This window comes from Thalassospira sp. (assembly GCF_002709775.1).
Taxonomy (GTDB): domain Bacteria; phylum Pseudomonadota; class Alphaproteobacteria; order Rhodospirillales; family Thalassospiraceae; genus Thalassospira.
This window is the reverse complement of sequence record NZ_PAQR01000012.1, coordinates 1-16,058: the sequence shown is the minus strand read 5'-3', so window position 1 is coordinate 16,058 and position 16,058 is coordinate 1. Positions and strand designations below refer to the sequence as shown.

General features: G+C 57.3%; 15 protein-coding genes and 1 riboswitch. Of the genes, 8 read left to right on the top strand and 7 right to left on the bottom strand.

Going from position 1 to position 16,058, the window contains the following annotated elements:
• Positions 1–14: 14 nt before the first annotated feature.
• Genes rsmD through CMO10_RS06820 form a run of 3 tightly spaced genes read right to left on the bottom strand, consistent with a single transcriptional unit; the run spans position 15 to position 2,574 of the window.
• A complete protein-coding gene (gene rsmD / locus CMO10_RS06830; protein WP_297020028.1) occupies positions 15–584 on the bottom strand; it encodes a 16S rRNA (guanine(966)-N(2))-methyltransferase RsmD in 570 nt (189 codons plus the stop codon).
• A 5-nt stretch (positions 585–589) separates the two neighbouring features.
• On the bottom strand, positions 590–1,855 hold the full coding sequence (locus CMO10_RS19780; protein WP_363928330.1) for a pseudouridine synthase: 1,266 nt from the start codon (positions 1,853–1,855) through the stop codon (positions 590–592).
• Positions 1,852–2,574: a gamma-glutamyl-gamma-aminobutyrate hydrolase family protein gene (locus CMO10_RS06820; protein WP_297020025.1), complete on the bottom strand. Its 723-nt coding sequence runs from the start codon at positions 2,572–2,574 to the stop codon at positions 1,852–1,854. Before CMO10_RS06820 ends, CMO10_RS19780 begins: the two co-directional genes overlap by 4 nt.
• A 269-nt stretch (positions 2,575–2,843) precedes the next feature.
• Here CMO10_RS06820 and CMO10_RS06815 point away from each other — a divergent pair, with 269 nt between their 5' ends.
• Complete coding sequence (locus CMO10_RS06815) at positions 2,844–3,296, top strand: nucleoside deaminase (protein WP_044826992.1); 453 nt, start codon at positions 2,844–2,846, stop codon at positions 3,294–3,296.
• A 34-nt stretch (positions 3,297–3,330) separates the two neighbouring features.
• Here CMO10_RS06815 and CMO10_RS06810 read toward each other — a convergent pair whose 3' ends face one another.
• Positions 3,331–3,597, bottom strand: coding sequence for an Atu4866 domain-containing protein (locus CMO10_RS06810; protein WP_297020024.1), 267 nt, complete (start codon positions 3,595–3,597; stop codon positions 3,331–3,333).
• Between the two features lie 83 nt (positions 3,598–3,680).
• On the bottom strand, positions 3,681–4,427 hold the full coding sequence (locus tag CMO10_RS06805; protein WP_297020021.1) for an SDR family oxidoreductase: 747 nt from the start codon (positions 4,425–4,427) through the stop codon (positions 3,681–3,683).
• Positions 4,428–4,596: 169 nt separating this feature from the next.
• Between CMO10_RS06805 and CMO10_RS06800 the strand changes: the two genes are divergently transcribed.
• A complete protein-coding gene (locus CMO10_RS06800) occupies positions 4,597–5,523 on the top strand; it encodes an AraC family transcriptional regulator (RefSeq protein WP_297020019.1) in 927 nt (308 codons plus the stop codon).
• A gap of 39 nt (positions 5,524–5,562) precedes the next feature.
• Here CMO10_RS06800 and CMO10_RS06795 read toward each other — a convergent pair whose 3' ends face one another.
• Positions 5,563–7,164: an OpgD/OpgG family glucan biosynthesis protein gene (locus CMO10_RS06795; protein WP_297020016.1), complete on the bottom strand. Its 1,602-nt coding sequence runs from the start codon at positions 7,162–7,164 to the stop codon at positions 5,563–5,565.
• 144 nt (positions 7,165–7,308) lie between these two features.
• Positions 7,309–7,509: riboswitch (cobalamin riboswitch) on the top strand.
• Between the two features lie 227 nt (positions 7,510–7,736).
• Between CMO10_RS06795 and CMO10_RS06790 the strand changes: the two genes are divergently transcribed.
• The 3 genes from CMO10_RS06790 to CMO10_RS06780 are packed head-to-tail and all read left to right on the top strand — an operon-like array spanning position 7,737 to position 10,602.
• The gene (locus CMO10_RS06790) at positions 7,737–8,768 is read left to right on the top strand and encodes an ABC transporter substrate-binding protein (RefSeq protein WP_363928329.1); all 1,032 of its coding nucleotides are present in this window, start codon (positions 7,737–7,739) and stop codon (positions 8,766–8,768) included.
• Positions 8,765–9,799, top strand: coding sequence for a FecCD family ABC transporter permease (locus CMO10_RS06785; protein ID WP_297020013.1), 1,035 nt, complete (start codon positions 8,765–8,767; stop codon positions 9,797–9,799). The genes CMO10_RS06790 and CMO10_RS06785 overlap by 4 nt, the downstream gene beginning before the upstream one ends.
• Positions 9,796–10,602, top strand: coding sequence for an ABC transporter ATP-binding protein (locus CMO10_RS06780; protein WP_297020010.1), 807 nt, complete (start codon positions 9,796–9,798; stop codon positions 10,600–10,602). Before CMO10_RS06785 ends, CMO10_RS06780 begins: the two co-directional genes overlap by 4 nt.
• Positions 10,603–10,636: 34 nt before the next feature.
• Here the strand turns inward: CMO10_RS06780 and purD are convergent, their stop codons facing one another.
• Positions 10,637–11,920 (bottom strand): phosphoribosylamine--glycine ligase, encoded by a 1,284-nt coding sequence (gene purD / locus CMO10_RS06775; protein WP_297020007.1) that lies wholly within the window; start codon positions 11,918–11,920, stop codon positions 10,637–10,639.
• Positions 11,921–12,035: 115 nt separating this feature from the next.
• Here purD and xseA point away from each other — a divergent pair, with 115 nt between their 5' ends.
• The 3 genes from xseA to CMO10_RS06760 all read left to right on the top strand — a co-directional run.
• Positions 12,036–13,721: an exodeoxyribonuclease VII large subunit gene (gene xseA / locus CMO10_RS06770; RefSeq protein WP_472910353.1), complete on the top strand. Its 1,686-nt coding sequence runs from the start codon at positions 12,036–12,038 to the stop codon at positions 13,719–13,721.
• Entirely contained in the window at positions 13,721–14,575 is an 855-nt protein-coding gene (locus CMO10_RS06765) for a M23 family metallopeptidase (protein WP_297020003.1), read from the top strand. Before xseA ends, CMO10_RS06765 begins: the two co-directional genes overlap by 1 nt.
• Positions 14,576–14,590: 15 nt before the next feature.
• On the top strand, positions 14,591–16,058 hold a 1,468-nt coding region (locus CMO10_RS06760), incomplete at its 3' end, for a gamma-glutamyltransferase family protein (protein WP_297020001.1).

The window sequence follows — 16,058 nt, the reverse complement described above, 5'->3', positions numbered from 1 at the left end:
CAGCCATGCTGCGATCAGGCAGAAAAGCGCCCGATATCAATCTGGCAGCGGCCATATTTGCGACTGTCGCACAGATCAAACCCATCAAGGGTGATTTCCAGATCACGCGGATCGCGTTCGGCGACGATCAGGGTGTTGCCATCAATCCAGCCTGCCTTGGCAAGGGCTGTGATGCTGGGCGCGATCAACTCTTTGCCATAAGGCGGATCCAGAAACACCATGCTGGCAGGCTGACTGGCGCGCGGTGGCTTGGTGGCGTCTGCACGCTGGGTGCGGGCCTGATCCGAAATGCGAAGAGCTTCGATATTCTGGTCAATAATCGCAATCGCCTTGCGGTCATTATCAAAGAACACTGCCTGATCAGCACCACGTGAAATGGCCTCAAGGCCAAGCGCGCCGGACCCGGCAAAGGCATCAAGGATGATGCCGTCATAAAGCGGATTGAAGTCGTCCTCATACCAGCGCGATGCATGGGAAAGGATGCTAAACAGTGCTTCGCGCACGCGATCCAGCGTCGGGCGCGTGTCGCGTCCTTCCGGCGCGCTCAAGACCCGCCCGCGATGGGTGCCGCCAACAATCCGCATTGACCTTAGTCCTTCTTGCCGCCGCGCGGGCGGTTGCCTGCGGGCTTGCGGCCGGTTGGCTTGCCGCCGGGTTTGTTGGCTGGTTTACCACGCGCGCCATCAGGGCTGCTATTTCGTCCTGCCCCGCGTCCTGCGTCACGTCCACCTTCGCGTGCGCCATCACGACCGCCGGCCGCCTTGCCATCCACGCTGTAACGACCGCGGCCCTTGTTGGTCGGGCGTGCCGATCCGCGTTCTTCGCGCATATCGCGTTCCTGCCGACCCGCGCCGGATGCGGGTTTACCACGTCCACCTGCACGCGGTGCAGCGCCAATGCGCGGACCTTTGCGGGCCGAACCGGAACGTTCGCGGGTTTCGCGCTGTTCGGTCGTGTCATCGGCATTTGCGTTGGCATTGGCGTTCGGGCCGCCTTGCGGGCGTTTGCGCTGGGCCGGTTGGCCAAAGACGGTGCGGGGTGCCTTCGGGCGCGCGGTGCCGCCACGGGCAACCGATTTCTTTTCGGAAACCTTGGAATAGTCGCCCTTGAAGAAGGCAGCGAGCTGTTCCTTCATGACTTTGCCAGTGACTTCCTCGCACTCGCCGGGTGCGAGATTGCCCAGCTGGAACGGTCCATAGGAAACGCGCATCAGACGCGTCACTGGCCAGCCAAGATGTTCCATGACGCGGCGGATCTCGCGGTTCTTGCCTTCGCGCAGTGTTACGGTCATCCAGGCATTGGTGCCTTTCTGAACGTCGACCTCGGCATGGATGGAACCGTAATTAACCCCATCGACCGTGACACCATCTTCAAGCTGTTTGAGCTTTGCCTGGTCGATCTGACCATGCACGCGCACACGATAACGGCGCGCCCAGCCGGTGGCAGGCAGTTCAAGATAACGGGCGAGCTCGCCATCGTTGGTTAGCAGCAGCAACCCTTCGGAGTTCAAATCAAGCCGCCCGACCGAAATCACGCGCGGCACATAGCTTGGCAGATGTTCAAAGACCGTATCGCGGCCCTGTTCGTCGCGGTGGCTGGTGACCAGACCGCGCTTTTTAAACAGGCGCCAAAGACGCGGCTTTTCCTTTTCCGGCAGCGGCTTGCCATCGACGATGATTTCGTCTTCGTCGGTGACGGTCACGGCCGGGCTATCAAGCTTCTTGCCATTGAGGCGCACAAGCCCCTCGGCGATCATGCGTTCGGCATCGCGGCGAGAGCAAACACCAGAACGCGCAATGCGTTTGGCAATGCGTTCGGGCTTGTTGTCATCCGGGGTGGTGTTTTTGTCGCTCATTTGCGGGCCTCGGAAATCAGGGCGTCGAAAATCTTCGCATCGCCCGAACTGATATGGAATTCGGGATGCCACTGGACCCCGAGACAATAACGATATTTCGGATGTTCAATCCCCTCGATCACGCCATCGGGCGCATAGGAATTGATGATTACATCCGGGCCAACCCCTTCAACCGCCTGATGGTGGGCGGAATTGACCGACAGTGTTTTCACATCGCCAACGATCTTGGCCAAAAGCGTATTCGGTTCAACTGTGACATCATGGCCCGGCTCGTTGCGCGGGTTTGGCTGTTCGTGCGGCAGGCAGTTCTCAACGCTATCAGGGATATGCTGGATCAGCGATCCACCCAGAATAACGTTCAAAAGCTGCTGACCACCACAAATGCCCAGAACCGGCATGTCGCGTTTAAGCGCGCCTTCGGCCATCGCCCATTCAAATTTGGTGCGCCGATCCTTGGTGACAACCGTGTCATGGGTTTCTGTCGCGCCAAACAGGGTCGGGTCAACATCAAACGCACCGCCGGTCACCACCAGCCCGTCAATCAGATCCAGCAGATCGGGCACCAGTTCAACTTCATGGGGCAGGGGCATCGGAATGCCGCCCGCCTCGGTCACGGCACCGGCATAGTTTTCACGCAGCGCATACCACGGGAATTTGGAATATCCGCCCGGTTCTTCGGAATCGAGTGTGATACCAATGATCGGCTTGCGCGTGGTCATGATGAAAACAACCTTGGTGCTGGAGAATTAAAGTTAGCGGGAAACTACCTGTGTAACCCTTTAAGGGCAACGGCAATTCACGCCGATGGTCCATGCGTTCTGTGCAAACAGTCACCGGCAGTGCGCCACCCTGATATAGCTTGCTGGTTGCTTGACCGATGATCTGCTTGCTAGCACTTTGGACCTTAACGCCCTAAAATGAAGTAAAAGCAGGATCAGCCACAAGACGGCCAAATCCTGTCACAAGGCACAAGCGGGATGGAAAGATCATGAGTGCAGACAGCTATATGGACATGGCGCTTGAAGAAGCCCGCGCCGCTGCCAGGCGGGGTGAAGTGCCGGTCGGTGCCGTTCTGGTCGATGCCGATAGTGGCGAGGTGCTCGCACGCGCCGGCAACCTGACCGAGGAAATGAACGATCCAACCGCCCATGCCGAAATCCTCGTGATCCGGGCGGCTGCCGGGGCCAAGGGCGAGCCGAGGCTTCCCAATTGCGATCTTTACGTCACGCTTGAGCCTTGCCCGATGTGCGCGACCGCCATTTCATTTGCCCGCCTGCGCCGTGTTTATTTCGGGGCCTATGATCCCAAGGGTGGCGGTGTGGATCACGGACCGCGCGTATTTGAAAGCACAAGCTGCCATCACCGCCCGGAAGTCTATGGTGGTATTGGCGAGGTCGAGGCTGCCAAGCTTTTGAAGGATTTCTTTGGCAGCTTGCGCTAGTAGGATCTGACTGTTCAGGTAATCGTCGCTGGAACTAGTTTTCCGGCACTTCGCGGAACATCACCATCCCGCCGTGATAGAGCACGTCATCTTCAAAATGACCATCGGCGGTAAAGCCAGTGTCGTCCTGATAGGTGATGTAGTTTCCCGATACCTGATAATCGCCCTGATAGGCGGATTGCCGGGTGCCACGGGCTTCGTCATAGCGGCCATCGGCACGCAATTCCTGACGGATATGACCATCTTTTGTCACCCACATCCCGACATAAGGATGGGGCAGGTTTTCTGTGGTTTTGCGCATTTCCGGCTCCTGTTGGCCAAGGGCTGGTGGTGCGAACACCACCAGCAAGGTTAGAAAGCAGAAGAATTGCTGGCCGGGTTTCATTAGAACGCCGATGCGGTCGGACGCACGATCACCTCGTTAACATCGACGTCTTCGGGTTGATCAAGGGCGTAAAGCACCGCCCGTGCAATCGCATCCGGGGTAAGGGCGATCTGGCGGAACTGGGTCAGAAGCTCCTTACTTGTCGGATCGGAAATATCGTGGCCCAGTTCGGTTTCAACCACGCCCGGTGAAATCGTGGTTACGCGGACATTGGTGCTTTCCTGGCGCAGGCCTTCGGAAATCGCCCAGACCGCGTATTTGGTTGCGCAGTAAACCGCACCACTTGGCACCACAACATGCGCGCCGATTGACGCGGTATTGATGACATGACCGCGACCCTGTTCCTTAAACAGCGGCAAGACAGCAGCAATGCCGTTCAGGACCCCGCGAATGTTGACATTGATCATGTTGTCCCATTCGGCGGTTTTGAGTTCCGACATCGGGGCAAGCGGCATGACACCGGCATTGTTGAAGATCGCGTCAACCCGGCCAAATAGGTTGTTGGCGTGATAGACAAGCGCCTCGACACTGTCGGCATCGGTAACGTCGACGGATCGGGTCATGGCTGATCCGCCGGCGGCCTCGATCTCGGCTGCGATCTCGTTGAGGCGTTCGGTACGACGTGCTGCCAGAACAACCCGTGCACCGTGGTGTGCAAGAAGTTTTGCGGTCGCTTCACCAATGCCGCTGCTGGCACCGGTGATAATGACGGTTTTGTTTTCGACGTAATTGATCGGGTTCGACATGACATCCTCCGTGTGTTTGCGTCACGGGGCATAACTTGTCGTCGAAAACGCGATTCCGAAATACACAGAACTCGAAACCGATTGCCTATTCCTCCAAGTGGCGATCTCTGTGCTTTTCCCGCCCGCCCACGGGTGTATAGTCCGTGAAAGGAAAACCAAGGGATTCTGGATGGAAAACTATCAAAGACTGTGTGAGCTGATTGACAAATACTGCGATACGGATGGCGCGGCCCAGACCGCGATTGATCCGGTGTGGCTGTTTCGTTCAACCGGTCCGTCCCTGAAGGTGCCGACGATTTACCGGCCTTGCCTGTGCCTGATTATCTCAGGCGTTAAGGAAGTCACCCTTGGGGATGAGATGTTTCGATATCAGCGCGGCCAATTGTTGGCAGCGTCGGTGGATCTGCCAATTGTCGGGCATGTCACGGTGGCGAGCACCGATATGCCCTATCGCAGTTTGTCGCTTGATCTTGATGCCCAGATTCTTGGCGATCTGGTGACGAATATGGGCCTTGATCTGGGTGTTGATGGTGACAGCAGTCGCGGGCTTTTTGTCGAGGAAACGTCGCAGGAACTTGTGGATTCCGTCCTTCGCGTTGTTGAACTGCTGGATCGGCCTGATGACATGCAGGTCATGTTACCTATGCTGATCCGCGAAGTGCACTACCGCTTGCTGCGCACAGGTCACGGTATTGAAATCGCACGTCTGGCCATGGGCGGCAGCACCATGCAGCGGATCGCAGCCGTTCTGCGTTTGATGAAGGATAATTTCACCAAGCCGCTTCGCGTCGAGGAGCTGGCAAATCATGCCAATATGAGCCCGTCTTCCTTCCATCACCATTTCAAGCAGGTCACGGCGATGAGTCCGCTTCAGTACCAAAAGCGCCTGCGCCTGACGACCGCACGCCAGATCATGCTGGCCGAAATGAAGGATGCGGCAAGTGCGGCCTATGCTGTGGGCTATGAAAGCACATCGCAGTTCAGTCGCGAATATTCCCGCATGTTTGGCGCCCCGCCGATGCGCGATATCACCGCCATTCTCGGGCAGTCGCGAAATCCGGGTGCACATGGAAATATCCCCGGCAGCCAATTGTGACGACCGGGGATCCAATGTTGGTTTCGTGCGGCGGGTAATTTAGCCCTGCTGCTGATTACTCAGTGCCGGTAAATGCTGGAACATCCAGGTTTCGCTGAGTGGTGCGTCGCCGCGTTTCAGATACATCCGCAGGTCAACCGGATCGGTGCCAGTCGCCTTAAGGTCAAAGGCAGCCCGCCAGATGCGGGTATCCATGATCGGTTCGATCTTGGTGCGGACAATCTCGCCGCGCGAGGATGTCACAACCACTTCCGGGAATTCGCCATAGGCCAGGGTTCCAAGGACCTCGCCCTCGAACTCGACGGAAAACTTGATCTCGTCTTTCGGGCGGTTGGTGCCGGGCTCCCCGCCGCGGCCCATGCGGGTGGCGGTCGCACGCGCCAGTTCCGTGACCGGGAACGGGTTCTGGGCCTGCCAATGCAGGCGGTATTTGAACTGATAGCTGTTGCCCGCCTTGGCCTCGCCATTGGGCACCCAGAAGGCCGCGATGTTATCGTGGATTTCATCGTCGGTCGGGATTTCGATCAACTGAACAGCACCATCATTCCATTCGCCTTTCGGTTCGACCCACAGGCCGGGGCGGCGGTGATAGCGCACACCGTCCAGATAGTTCTTCACATCGCGATCACGTTGCATCAGGCCAAAGCCACGCGGATTATGATCGCCAAAGGCCGACGCGCGGATGGTTTCCGGGTTATTGAGCTGTCGCCAGATGCGCTCGCCACCACCGGTCCAAAGTTCCAGCCCATCTGAGTCGTGTACTTCCGGGCGCCAGTCAAAGCGGAACGATTTGTTCTGTTCGGAATACCAGAACATGCTGGTCAAGGGTGCGATGCCAAGGCGTTCGATGTCTTTTCGGACAAACAGATGCTTTTCAACATCCATCGTCACCCCTTCGCCACGATACAGCAGGAATTTATAGGCACCCGTGATGCTCGGCCCATCCAGCAGGGCATAGACCGTGACCGGGTCTTCGGGATTTTTCGCAGGTTCGATAAAGAACTGACGGAAATCGGGGAATTCTTCCGGGGTCGAGGTTGCGGTATTAACCGCAATGCCGCGTGCTGACAGGCCATATTGGCCCTCATCGCCGATAGCGCGGAAATAGGATGCGCCAAGAAATGCCGCCCAGTCCTGGGTTTTCCAGTCATCGCGCGCCTGATTTTCATGCAGGCGGAAACCGGCAAAGCCGCTATTGGCGGGCAGTTGGCGGGCGATACTGTCTTCGGGCATGTCAAAGTAATCTGGCTTATAGATCACTTCGCGCGCCTGTCCGTTTTCCAGAAGATACATATGCACGGGCTTCGCGAAATACATACCAAGATGGAAGAACGTCAGCGGATAGGTGCCCGATCCGTCGGAAAACGGCGAATGGTCGCGTTTGTAATGCAGCTTGCCATGGGTGTCGTAGTCAATACGCCCGACAATTTCCGGGTTTGGCGCAACGGGTGCTTCATAGGGCTCGGTCGCCATTCCCTTGGCGCGTTCGATCAGGCTGGCAAAATCAAAGCTTTGCGCATTGCCCAGATCAAGCCCAGGGACCTCGGCCATCGCATGGCTATAAAGCGACATGCTCGGCAGGATCAGGCCGGCGGCGGCGATGGATTTCAAAAAGCGTCTGCGTTCCACGGAAGTCGTCATTTTCACCATGTTCCGATGATTGCGTTACCCGGCAAAGCATACCGGGCAGTGTGGAGGTAATCGGGACGAATGATGGCAAATTCAAGGTGACGATGCGCTGGTCTGCTACGAACGCGAAGCGCTTGACGGACAGTGTTATCTGTGTGAAATCAAATTCCTGTCGGTATCCGAACTTCGGATAAAGGGAATTCGATGTGGTTCGGTTTTGCCAGACCATTGACCGAAGCTGCCCCCGCAACTGTAGGCGGTGAGCATTTTCTGATTTCGCCACTGGGTGACGCCCGGGAAGGCCAGAAAATGCAGTGACCCGTGAGCCAGGAGACCTGCCGACATGAACACGACGGACCGGGCGGCGTGCCCCGGAGGATGTCGGTACATGTCGCGTTATGCGCAGGTTGGAGATCATTCAACCGGCGTTTAATCCCGAACATTTCCCGTCATTTTTCAGCACACTAGCCAGTCCCTTGACGATGGTAACTTTGATGTTATGTTATAACATAACATGTATCGAGGCAGGTTGATTTCATTCGATAAGAAGGGTTTTCGATCAGCCTCCGTGAAAGGACAATGACGTGAAGATAATCAACAGACAGGGTCTGGCAGTCGGGGTGATTGCTGCTGGACTGGCATTCATCAGCTCGGCTGCGCAGGCAACCGATTATCCGCTGACGCTTGAGAATTGCGGGCGAAGTGTGACTTTTGAAAAGGCGCCGGAACGGGTTGTCTCGCTGGGGCAAAGCAATACCGAAATCCTGTATCGGTTGGGACTGGCTGACAAGGTTGTCGGAACGGCTGTCTGGTTCAATCCGGTGGCCGAGGAATACCGCGAAGCCAATGCCAAGGTAAAGCGCTTGGCAGACAATGACCCCAGCTTTGAAAGTGTTGTTGGCCAGAAACCCGATCTTGTGACCAACCAGTATCAGTGGCATGTCGGTCCGAACGGTGCGGTCGGCACGGTCAAGCAGTTCAACGAACTTTCCATTCCGGTCTATACCGCACCGGCCGATTGTGTCGGCAAGGATAACAGCACGGGCGGGGATGGTACGCGCCTTGATGCGTTTTCGATGGATCTGATCTATCAGACGATCAGCGAAATGGCCCTGATTTTTGATGTTGAGGACCGCGGTGAAAAGCTTGTCGCCGACCTGCGCGCGCGTGAGCAGGCGGCGCGCGCCAGTGTCGAAACCATCGACGGTAGCGGTATCAGCGCCCTTTTCTGGTTCTCAAGTGCCGAGATCGATGTTGATCCCTACGTTGCAGGCCAAAAAGGCGCACCGGGCTATATCGCCAATATCCTTAATGTCCGGAATGTCATCGCAAGCGATGATGAATGGCCGAAAGTCGGTTGGGAAACCATCGCACGTGCCAACCCGGACATCATCGCAATTGGCAAAATGGCTCGCCGCCGTTTTCCGGCTGATGATTGGGAGCTGAAAATGAAGTTCCTGAAAACCGATCCGGTGACCAGCCAGATGGATGCGGTTCTCAATGACCGGATCGTGGTGCTTGATGCAATGTCGATGAACCCGACCATCCGCACCATTGACGGTATTGAACTGATGGCCAAGGCGGTTGTCGATCTGCGCCAGAGCCAAATCAATTGATCGCCCTGTTATTTTCGGTAACCGGACGTCGCACCAGCGCAGCTTTTGCTGCGCTGGTGTTGCTTGGCCTCGCGCTCGCCTTTGCGGCGTCGGTGGGGGAAACATCCATCCCGATCCGCACGGTGATGGACACCATCGCGAACCATGTATGGGGTGCCGGTAACGCGGTTGATCCGATTGATGCCGGCATCGTCTGGAACTATCGCCTGAGTCGCGCGGTGGTTGCTGCGTCCTGCGGCGCGGCATTGGCACTGTCTGGTGCCGTGCTGCAGGCGCTTTTGCGCAATGCCCTTGCCGATCCCTATTTGCTGGGCATTTCCGCCGGTGCCTCTACTGGCGCGGTCAGTGTCGCCATTCTTGGTGTCGGGGCGGGGATGTTTGGCATGTCGGTTGGCGCATTTATCGGCTCGGTCGTGGCATTTGCCTTTGTCTCGCTGCTGGCGCTGCAGGCCGGGCGCGGGACCGGTGCGATCATTCTGGCGGGTATTGCAGGTGCCCAGCTTTTTAACGCGCTGACCTCGTTTATCGTCACAAAGTCCGCGAGTGCGGAGGAAGCCCGGGGCATTATGTTCTGGCTTTTGGGCAACCTTAGTGGCGTGCGCTGGCCGGATGCTTCGCTTGCTCTGCCGGTCGCCATTGTTGGCTTGCTGGTGTGTCTTTGGCATGCGCGTGCGCTTGATGCCTTTACCTTCGGTAGGGATTCGGCAGCATCACTTGGCGTGCCGGTACGCCGCGTTTACGTCATCCTGATAGGTATCTCGGCCCTGATGACGGCGGTGATGGTGAGTATCGTGGGCTCTATCGGGTTTGTAGGGCTGGTTATTCCGCATGCGGCGCGCTTCTTTGTTGGCAATCGCCATGGGCTTTTATTGCCCTTGTCAGCATTGATCGGCGCGCTTTTCCTGGTTGGCGCAGATGTGATTTCCCGGGTGATTGTCCCCGGTCAAGTTCTGCCAATCGGGGTGATTACGGCCCTTGTGGGCGCGCCGGCCTTCGCGCTTATTCTCTGTCACGGAAGGGTTTTGCGATGACGTTGGAGCTTCGCAATGTCGGCTGGTCCGTCGGGTTTCGAAAAATCGTGCGCGAAGTGTCCCTGCGTGTCGAGCCCGGTGAATTTCTTGGCGTGATCGGGCCAAACGGATCGGGCAAGACCAGCATGATGTCAGTGCTGGCGGGCATTCGTGCGCCAAGCGATGGTGTGGCGTTGCTTGATGATCAGCCAATGGGCAAGGTCGGGCGGCGTAATCTGGCGCGCCGGATCGGCTTTGTCGAACAGCAGGCCGATACCATCGATCGCATCACCGTGCGTGAAGCCGTATCACTTGGGCGCACACCCTACCTTAGTTTGCTGTCTCCCTGGTCCGGGATGGATGACGAGATTGTCGCCAACGCACTTGAAAGCGTTGCGATGGGCGGCATGGCTGATCGTATCTGGCACACATTGTCAGGTGGGGAAAAGCAACGGGTTCATATCGCGCGTGCACTGGCACAGCAACCTGATTACCTGCTGCTTGATGAGCCGACCAACCATCTTGATATCCGTCATCAGCTTGGACTGCTTGAGCTGGTCCATGATTTGCCGGTGACGGTGGTTGCCGCCTTGCACGATCTTAACCACGCAGCGCTGTTTTGTGACCGGATCGCGATGATGGATGGCGGGAGGCTGATCGCGATTGGCACTCCGGCCGATATCCTGACCAGCAAGAATTTGCGCGACGTCTTTGGTGTTGAGGCCGATGTCGAAACCGCAAGCAACGGTCGCTGTCACATCCGCTATCGGGTCGGTGGTGCGCTGGATATGGATGTTGAAACGAAGAAAGGCCGGGTTGCGTGACCCGGCCTTTCTTTATTCTGGATCTTTGATCCGATTATTTCTGTTCGCGGGCAACCGCGCGCCAGCCGATATCACGGCGGCAGAAACCACCATCCCAGTCAATCGCATCAACTGCTTCATAGGCGCGTTTCTGGGTTTCGGTCACGGTCGCACCACGTGCAGTGACGCCAAGAACGCGTCCACCGGTGGCGAGCAACTTGTCGCCATCCATCTTGGTGCCGGCATGCAGGACCTTGACCTTGTCCATCGCATCGGCCGCAGGGACATTTTTGATCTCGGTACCTTTTTCATAAGACCCCGGATAACCCTTTGCAGCCATGACTACGACCATGGCGGTTTCGTTGTGCCATTCCGGTTTGACGGTATCCAGCGTGCCGGTTGCCGCACCATCGAGGATATCAAGCACATCTGATTTCAGACGCGTCATCAGAACCTGACATTCCGGATCGCCAAAGCGGATGTTGTATTCGATCAGTTTCGGATTGCCTGCATCATCAATCATCAGACCGGCAAACAGCACGCCCTTGAACGGGTGGCCCTCATTTGCCATGCCCTTGACGGTCGGGATGATGATCTGATCCATGACCTTGGCTTCGACCGCATCGGTAAAGACCGGCGCCGGGGAATAGGCGCCCATGCCGCCTGTGTTCGGGCCGGTATCGCCTTCGCCAACCGCCTTGTGGTCCTGGGCTGCGACCAGCGGAATGACGTTTTCGCCATCACAAACAGCAAAAAATGAGGCTTCCTCACCTTTGAGGAATTCCTCGATCACGATCTCCGCACCGGCATCACCAAACTTGCCGCCCACCATGCATTCTTCAATCGCGGCAAAGGCTTCGTCATTTGTCATACAAATGGTCACACCCTTGCCCGCGGCCAGACCATCGGTCTTGACCACAATCGGTGCGCCCTGTTTCTCGACAAACGCCTTGGCGTCTTTGGGATCGGTAAAACGGCCATAGGCAGCGGTCGGTACGCCGAACTTTGCCACCATATCCTTCATGAAGCCCTTGGAGCCTTCCAGCTGGGCGGCTGCCTTGGAACAGCCGAATGATTTGATGCCTTTGGCATCCAGTGCATCAACAAGGCCAGCAACCAGCGGGGCTTCGGGGCCGACAACGACCAGATCAACCGCGTTGTCCGAGGCAAAATTTACCAGAGCATCAATGTCGCTATCGGAAATCGCAACGCATTCGGCGCTGTCTGCAATCCCGGCATTGCCCGGTGCACACCACAGTTTGGAGATGCGCGGGCTGCGCGCAATCGCCCAGCACAGTGCGTGTTCACGTCCGCCGCCGCCAACGACCAGAACCTTCATGNCTTTATCCTTCGACTTGTCCGATTGCTTGATGGTCCATGCGCGATGAACTAGGCTTGTGCCAAACCCACCCCGCTTAACAAATTATGCGGGCTTTTAGCATAAAGTACCCTTGATGACGCAAGATTTGTTCGACCCTTATGCCCCGGTTCCTGAAACGCCTGTGAAAACAGGAAATGCGCCCGAATTTTCAGTTTCCGACCTTTCGAATGCGTTGAAGCGGACCGTGGAGGATGCCTTTTCCTTTGTTCGGGTGCGCGGCGAAATTTCCGGGTTCAAGCGCGCGGCCAGTGGGCATATGTATCTTGCGCTTAAGGACGACAAGGCGGTGCTTGATGGTGTGTGCTGGCGCGGGCAGGCGGGCAAGCTTGGCCTTGTGCCCGAAGACGGCATGGAAGTCATCGTTACCGGGCGCCTGACAACTTTTCCGGGCCGATCAAAATACCAGATCGTTATCGAGACGATGGAAGTCGCGGGTGAAGGCGCGCTTTTAAAGCTTCTGGAAGAACGCAAAAAGAAACTGGCTGCCGAAGGCCTGTTTGAGCCCGAACGCAAAAAGCCGATCCCGTTCCTGCCCGATGTCATCGGGATTGTCACATCGCCCACGGGTGCCGTGATCCGCGATATCATGCATCGCCTGCGCGATCGTTTCCCGCGCCGGGTTTTGCTATGGCCGGTCCTTGTGCAGGGACAGGGGGCAGCCGATCAGGTGGCCGAAGCCGTGCGCGGTTTTAATGATCTTTTGCCTTATGGCCAGATCCCGCGCCCGGATGTGCTGATTGTTGCGCGCGGTGGTGGATCGCTTGAAGATCTGTGGTCGTTTAACGAGGAAATCGTTGCCCGGGCGGTGGCCGAGTCCGATATTCCGGTGATTTCGGCCGTCGGGCATGAAACCGACACCACGTTGATTGACTTTGTTTCCGATCTGCGCGCGCCCACCCCGACCGGGGCGGCGGAAAAGGCCGTACCAGTGCGCGGCGAGCTGATCGGCCAGGTCGAGGAAGATGGTGTTCGCCTGGCCCAAGCCGTGCGGCGTTTGGGCGTTGAAAAGAAAACGGCACTTGAAAGTCTGGCGCGTGGTTTGGGCGATCCCAAGCGCATGCTTGAGGAACGCAGCCAGACCCTTGATAACTGGGCGGATCGTTTGCCGCACGCAGCGGTCAATGTCACGCAACAAGCCCGGGCGCGGTTGAACGAGGCCAGCGCGCGACTGGTCAGCCCGCGTGAACAGCTTTCGGAAAAACGCGGGCGTCTGGACAATGCGGCGCTTCGTCTGGATGGTGCGATGAAATCCGCTCTTCAGATGCAGCAATCCCGCCTTGATCGGGCAACTGCGGGCCTGCGACCAAGTGATGCCAAGCGTGACGTTGCCAGGGCCGACAAACAGATCATTGATCTTGGTACCCGTCTGCAAGCTGCCATTCGCAATACGCTTAACCGCGAGGCAGAGGGACTTGCCCGCTACGACCGGTTGTTGGAGAGTTATTCCTATCGCAATGTGCTGAAACGCGGTTTCGCCGTGGTGCGTGATAGCGCAGGAAATCTGATTGGCAAGTCGGCTGATATTGTTGCGGGTGAAGGATATGATCTTGAAATGGGCGATGGCGTGACACGGGTGACGGCAGGCGCGGGTGTCGATGTCAAACCCGCTTCTGACACGGGCGGAACTGGGGGTGCTGCCAACACAGAGACATCCTCAGAGCCAGCGACCGCGAAGGCCGAAAAGCCAGCCAGGCCAAAACCGGCAAAGAAGAAAAACCCAAGTCCCAAGGACGATGACAGGCAAGGGAGCCTCTTGTGATGCGTATGACCATTTCCGGCATGCTGGCCGCAGCTGGCCTTCTGATGGTTGGGTTGTCTGCCGAGGCGGCCGAGCCAACCTATCAAGGCCAGTTTGTTCAGGGCGGGATTGTTTTTGGGCAAACCGATGCGGGATCCAAGGTGTTGCTTGATGATGTGGCGATTGACACTATCGCATCGGATGGCCGGTTCGTTTTGGGGTTCCCGCGTGATTACGAAGGCCCAGCACGGGTCAGTGTCCGCCATGCCGACGGCAGTGTTGAGTCGTTCAGTTACGACATTGCTGATCGTGAATTCAATATTCAGCGTATTGACGGCCTGGCACCCAAAATGGTCAACCCCGACCCGGACGTCATCAGCCGCATTCAGGATGATTCGCGCCAGGCGCGCGAAGCGCGAACCGAACGTTTTGCCGAGGATTTCCTGCAAAGCGGCTTTGTCTGGCCGGCAGTGGGCCCGATCAGTGGCGTGTATGGATCACAACGGATTCTGAACGGCGAGCCGCGTGCGCCGCATTGGGGCATTGATATCGCGGTTCCGGCTGGCACGCCCGTCATTGCGCCAGCGGATGGTATTGTGACGCTGGCGCACCCCGATATGTATTTTTCCGGTGCGACATTGTTTGTTGATCACGGCCTTGGCGTTGTGTCGGCCTTTTTGCATCTGTCGGAGATAGATGTGCAGGTCGGTGATGTCGTGCGGCAGGGCGATGTGATCGCCAAGGTTGGATCATCGGGCCGGTCAACCGGTCCGCATCTGGATTGGCGGGTCAATGTTGGGCCAGCCAGAATTGATGCCCAATTGCTGGTCCCGCCGATGGAAGAAGTGCGAAAGACGGCAGACGCCAATAACTGACGGGAAATCAAAATCATGAAAACCCACGGGGCCGTTGCTGCAGGACATTCAGTTACCGCACGTGCTGCGGCCCGTGTGCTTGAAGAAGGCGGCAATGCCTTTGATGCGGTGATTGCCGCAATGTGGGCGGCCTGTGTGGCAGAGCCGGTTCTGGCTTCCCTTGGCGGTGGTGGCTTTGTCATGGCCAGGCCTGCCGGGAAGACGCCCAGGCTTTATGATTTCTTTGTTGAAACCCCGCTTGAAAAGCGATCACGGGAAGACCTTGAATTTGAAAGCCGCCTTGCGACCTTTGCCGGTGGTGTGACGCAGGAATTTCATGGCGGCTATGGATCGGTGGCAACACCGGGCGTGGTCGCGGGTTTGTTCGCGGTTCATGACGATCTTGCCAAACTGCCAATGGCACAATTGGCCGAGCCCGCCATTGAGGCGGCGCGTAATGGCGTCAAACTTGATGCATTTCAACGCTATGTCATGGGGATTGTCGAACCGCTTCTGGCCTTTTCCACAGATAGCCGAAAAGTCTTTGGCAAGGCAGGTAAAACCGATCCCGACAATTTCGAGTTGCTGGATGCCGGTGTGACCCATCGTCAACCCGACCTAGCTGACAGCATTGCCTATTTGGTCGAAAGCGGGGCAGAGGGCTTTTATCAGGGGGACCTTGGTACTGCGGTTGTTCGTGAATGTGCTGACCATGGCGGGTACCTGACAGCACAGGATCTGGCGGACTATCGCGTGTTGGTGCGCGATCCCTTGCTGATCACCGGGCGCAAGGGGCGGTTTGTTTTAAACCCGCCACCGGCATCGGGCGGGGTTTTGGTCGGGTTTGGATTGAAGCTGGCGCGTGAAATGGCGCTGGGGGCATTTGGTTCTGAACGCCATCTTGAAGCGATATCGCGGATCATTCATGCAACAGGTCTTGCGCGTGGGGATCACGGGGCGAGCCCGTCGATTCTGGGCGATGAGCTTTGCGAGCGGTATCGATCGATGATTGGCGAACGTCCGCTTAGTCAGCAGGGTACGACCCATATTTCTGTCGTGGATGCCAAGGGAAATCTTGCTGCAGCGACCATTTCAAACGGATCCACTTCCGGGCGGGTTGTGCCCGGAACCGGCATCATGTTGAACAACATGCTGGGCGAGGCAGATCTTTCACCGGAGGGCTTTCATAACTGGCCATGCGGCGTTCGGATGACCTCGATGATGACGCCATCGCTGTATTTGGGCGAAGACGGGGCATCGGTTGCGCTTGGCTCGGGCGGATCAAACCGTATCCGGTCAACCATGCTGCAGGTTTTGCTTAACATCGATGCTTTTGACATGACTTTGCACGGGGCGATTTCGGCGCCGCGCATGCATGTGGAAGATGATCTTTTATCGGTTGAGCCGGGGTTTGATTGCGCGTTGCTTGATGGCTTAAGCCTTGCCAATCAACAACGCTGGGATTGTGAGGACATGTTCTTTGGCGGCGTACACGCGGCCAAGG

Coding starts and splice junctions, on each gene's coding strand:
- rsmD (WP_297020028.1), bottom strand. CDS start 584: ATGCGGATTGTTGGCGGCACCCATCGCGGGCGGGTCTTGAGCGCGCCG.
- CMO10_RS19780 (WP_363928330.1), bottom strand. CDS start 1,855: ATGAGCGACAAAAACACCACCCCGGATGACAACAAGCCCGAACGCATT.
- CMO10_RS06820 (WP_297020025.1), bottom strand. CDS start 2,574: ATGACCACGCGCAAGCCGATCATTGGTATCACACTCGATTCCGAAGAA.
- CMO10_RS06815 (WP_044826992.1), top strand. CDS start 2,844: ATGAGTGCAGACAGCTATATGGACATGGCGCTTGAAGAAGCCCGCGCC.
- CMO10_RS06810 (WP_297020024.1), bottom strand. CDS start 3,597: ATGCGCAAAACCACAGAAAACCTGCCCCATCCTTATGTCGGGATGTGG.
- CMO10_RS06805 (WP_297020021.1), bottom strand. CDS start 4,427: ATGTCGAACCCGATCAATTACGTCGAAAACAAAACCGTCATTATCACC.
- CMO10_RS06800 (WP_297020019.1), top strand. CDS start 4,597: ATGGAAAACTATCAAAGACTGTGTGAGCTGATTGACAAATACTGCGAT.
- CMO10_RS06795 (WP_297020016.1), bottom strand. CDS start 7,164: ATGACGACTTCCGTGGAACGCAGACGCTTTTTGAAATCCATCGCCGCC.
- CMO10_RS06780 (WP_297020010.1), top strand. CDS start 9,796: ATGACGTTGGAGCTTCGCAATGTCGGCTGGTCCGTCGGGTTTCGAAAA.
- purD (WP_297020007.1), bottom strand. CDS start 11,920: ATGAAGGTTCTGGTCGTTGGCGGCGGCGGACGTGAACACGCACTGTGC.
- xseA (WP_472910353.1), top strand. CDS start 12,036: ATGACGCAAGATTTGTTCGACCCTTATGCCCCGGTTCCTGAAACGCCT.
- CMO10_RS06765 (WP_297020003.1), top strand. CDS start 13,721: ATGCGTATGACCATTTCCGGCATGCTGGCCGCAGCTGGCCTTCTGATG.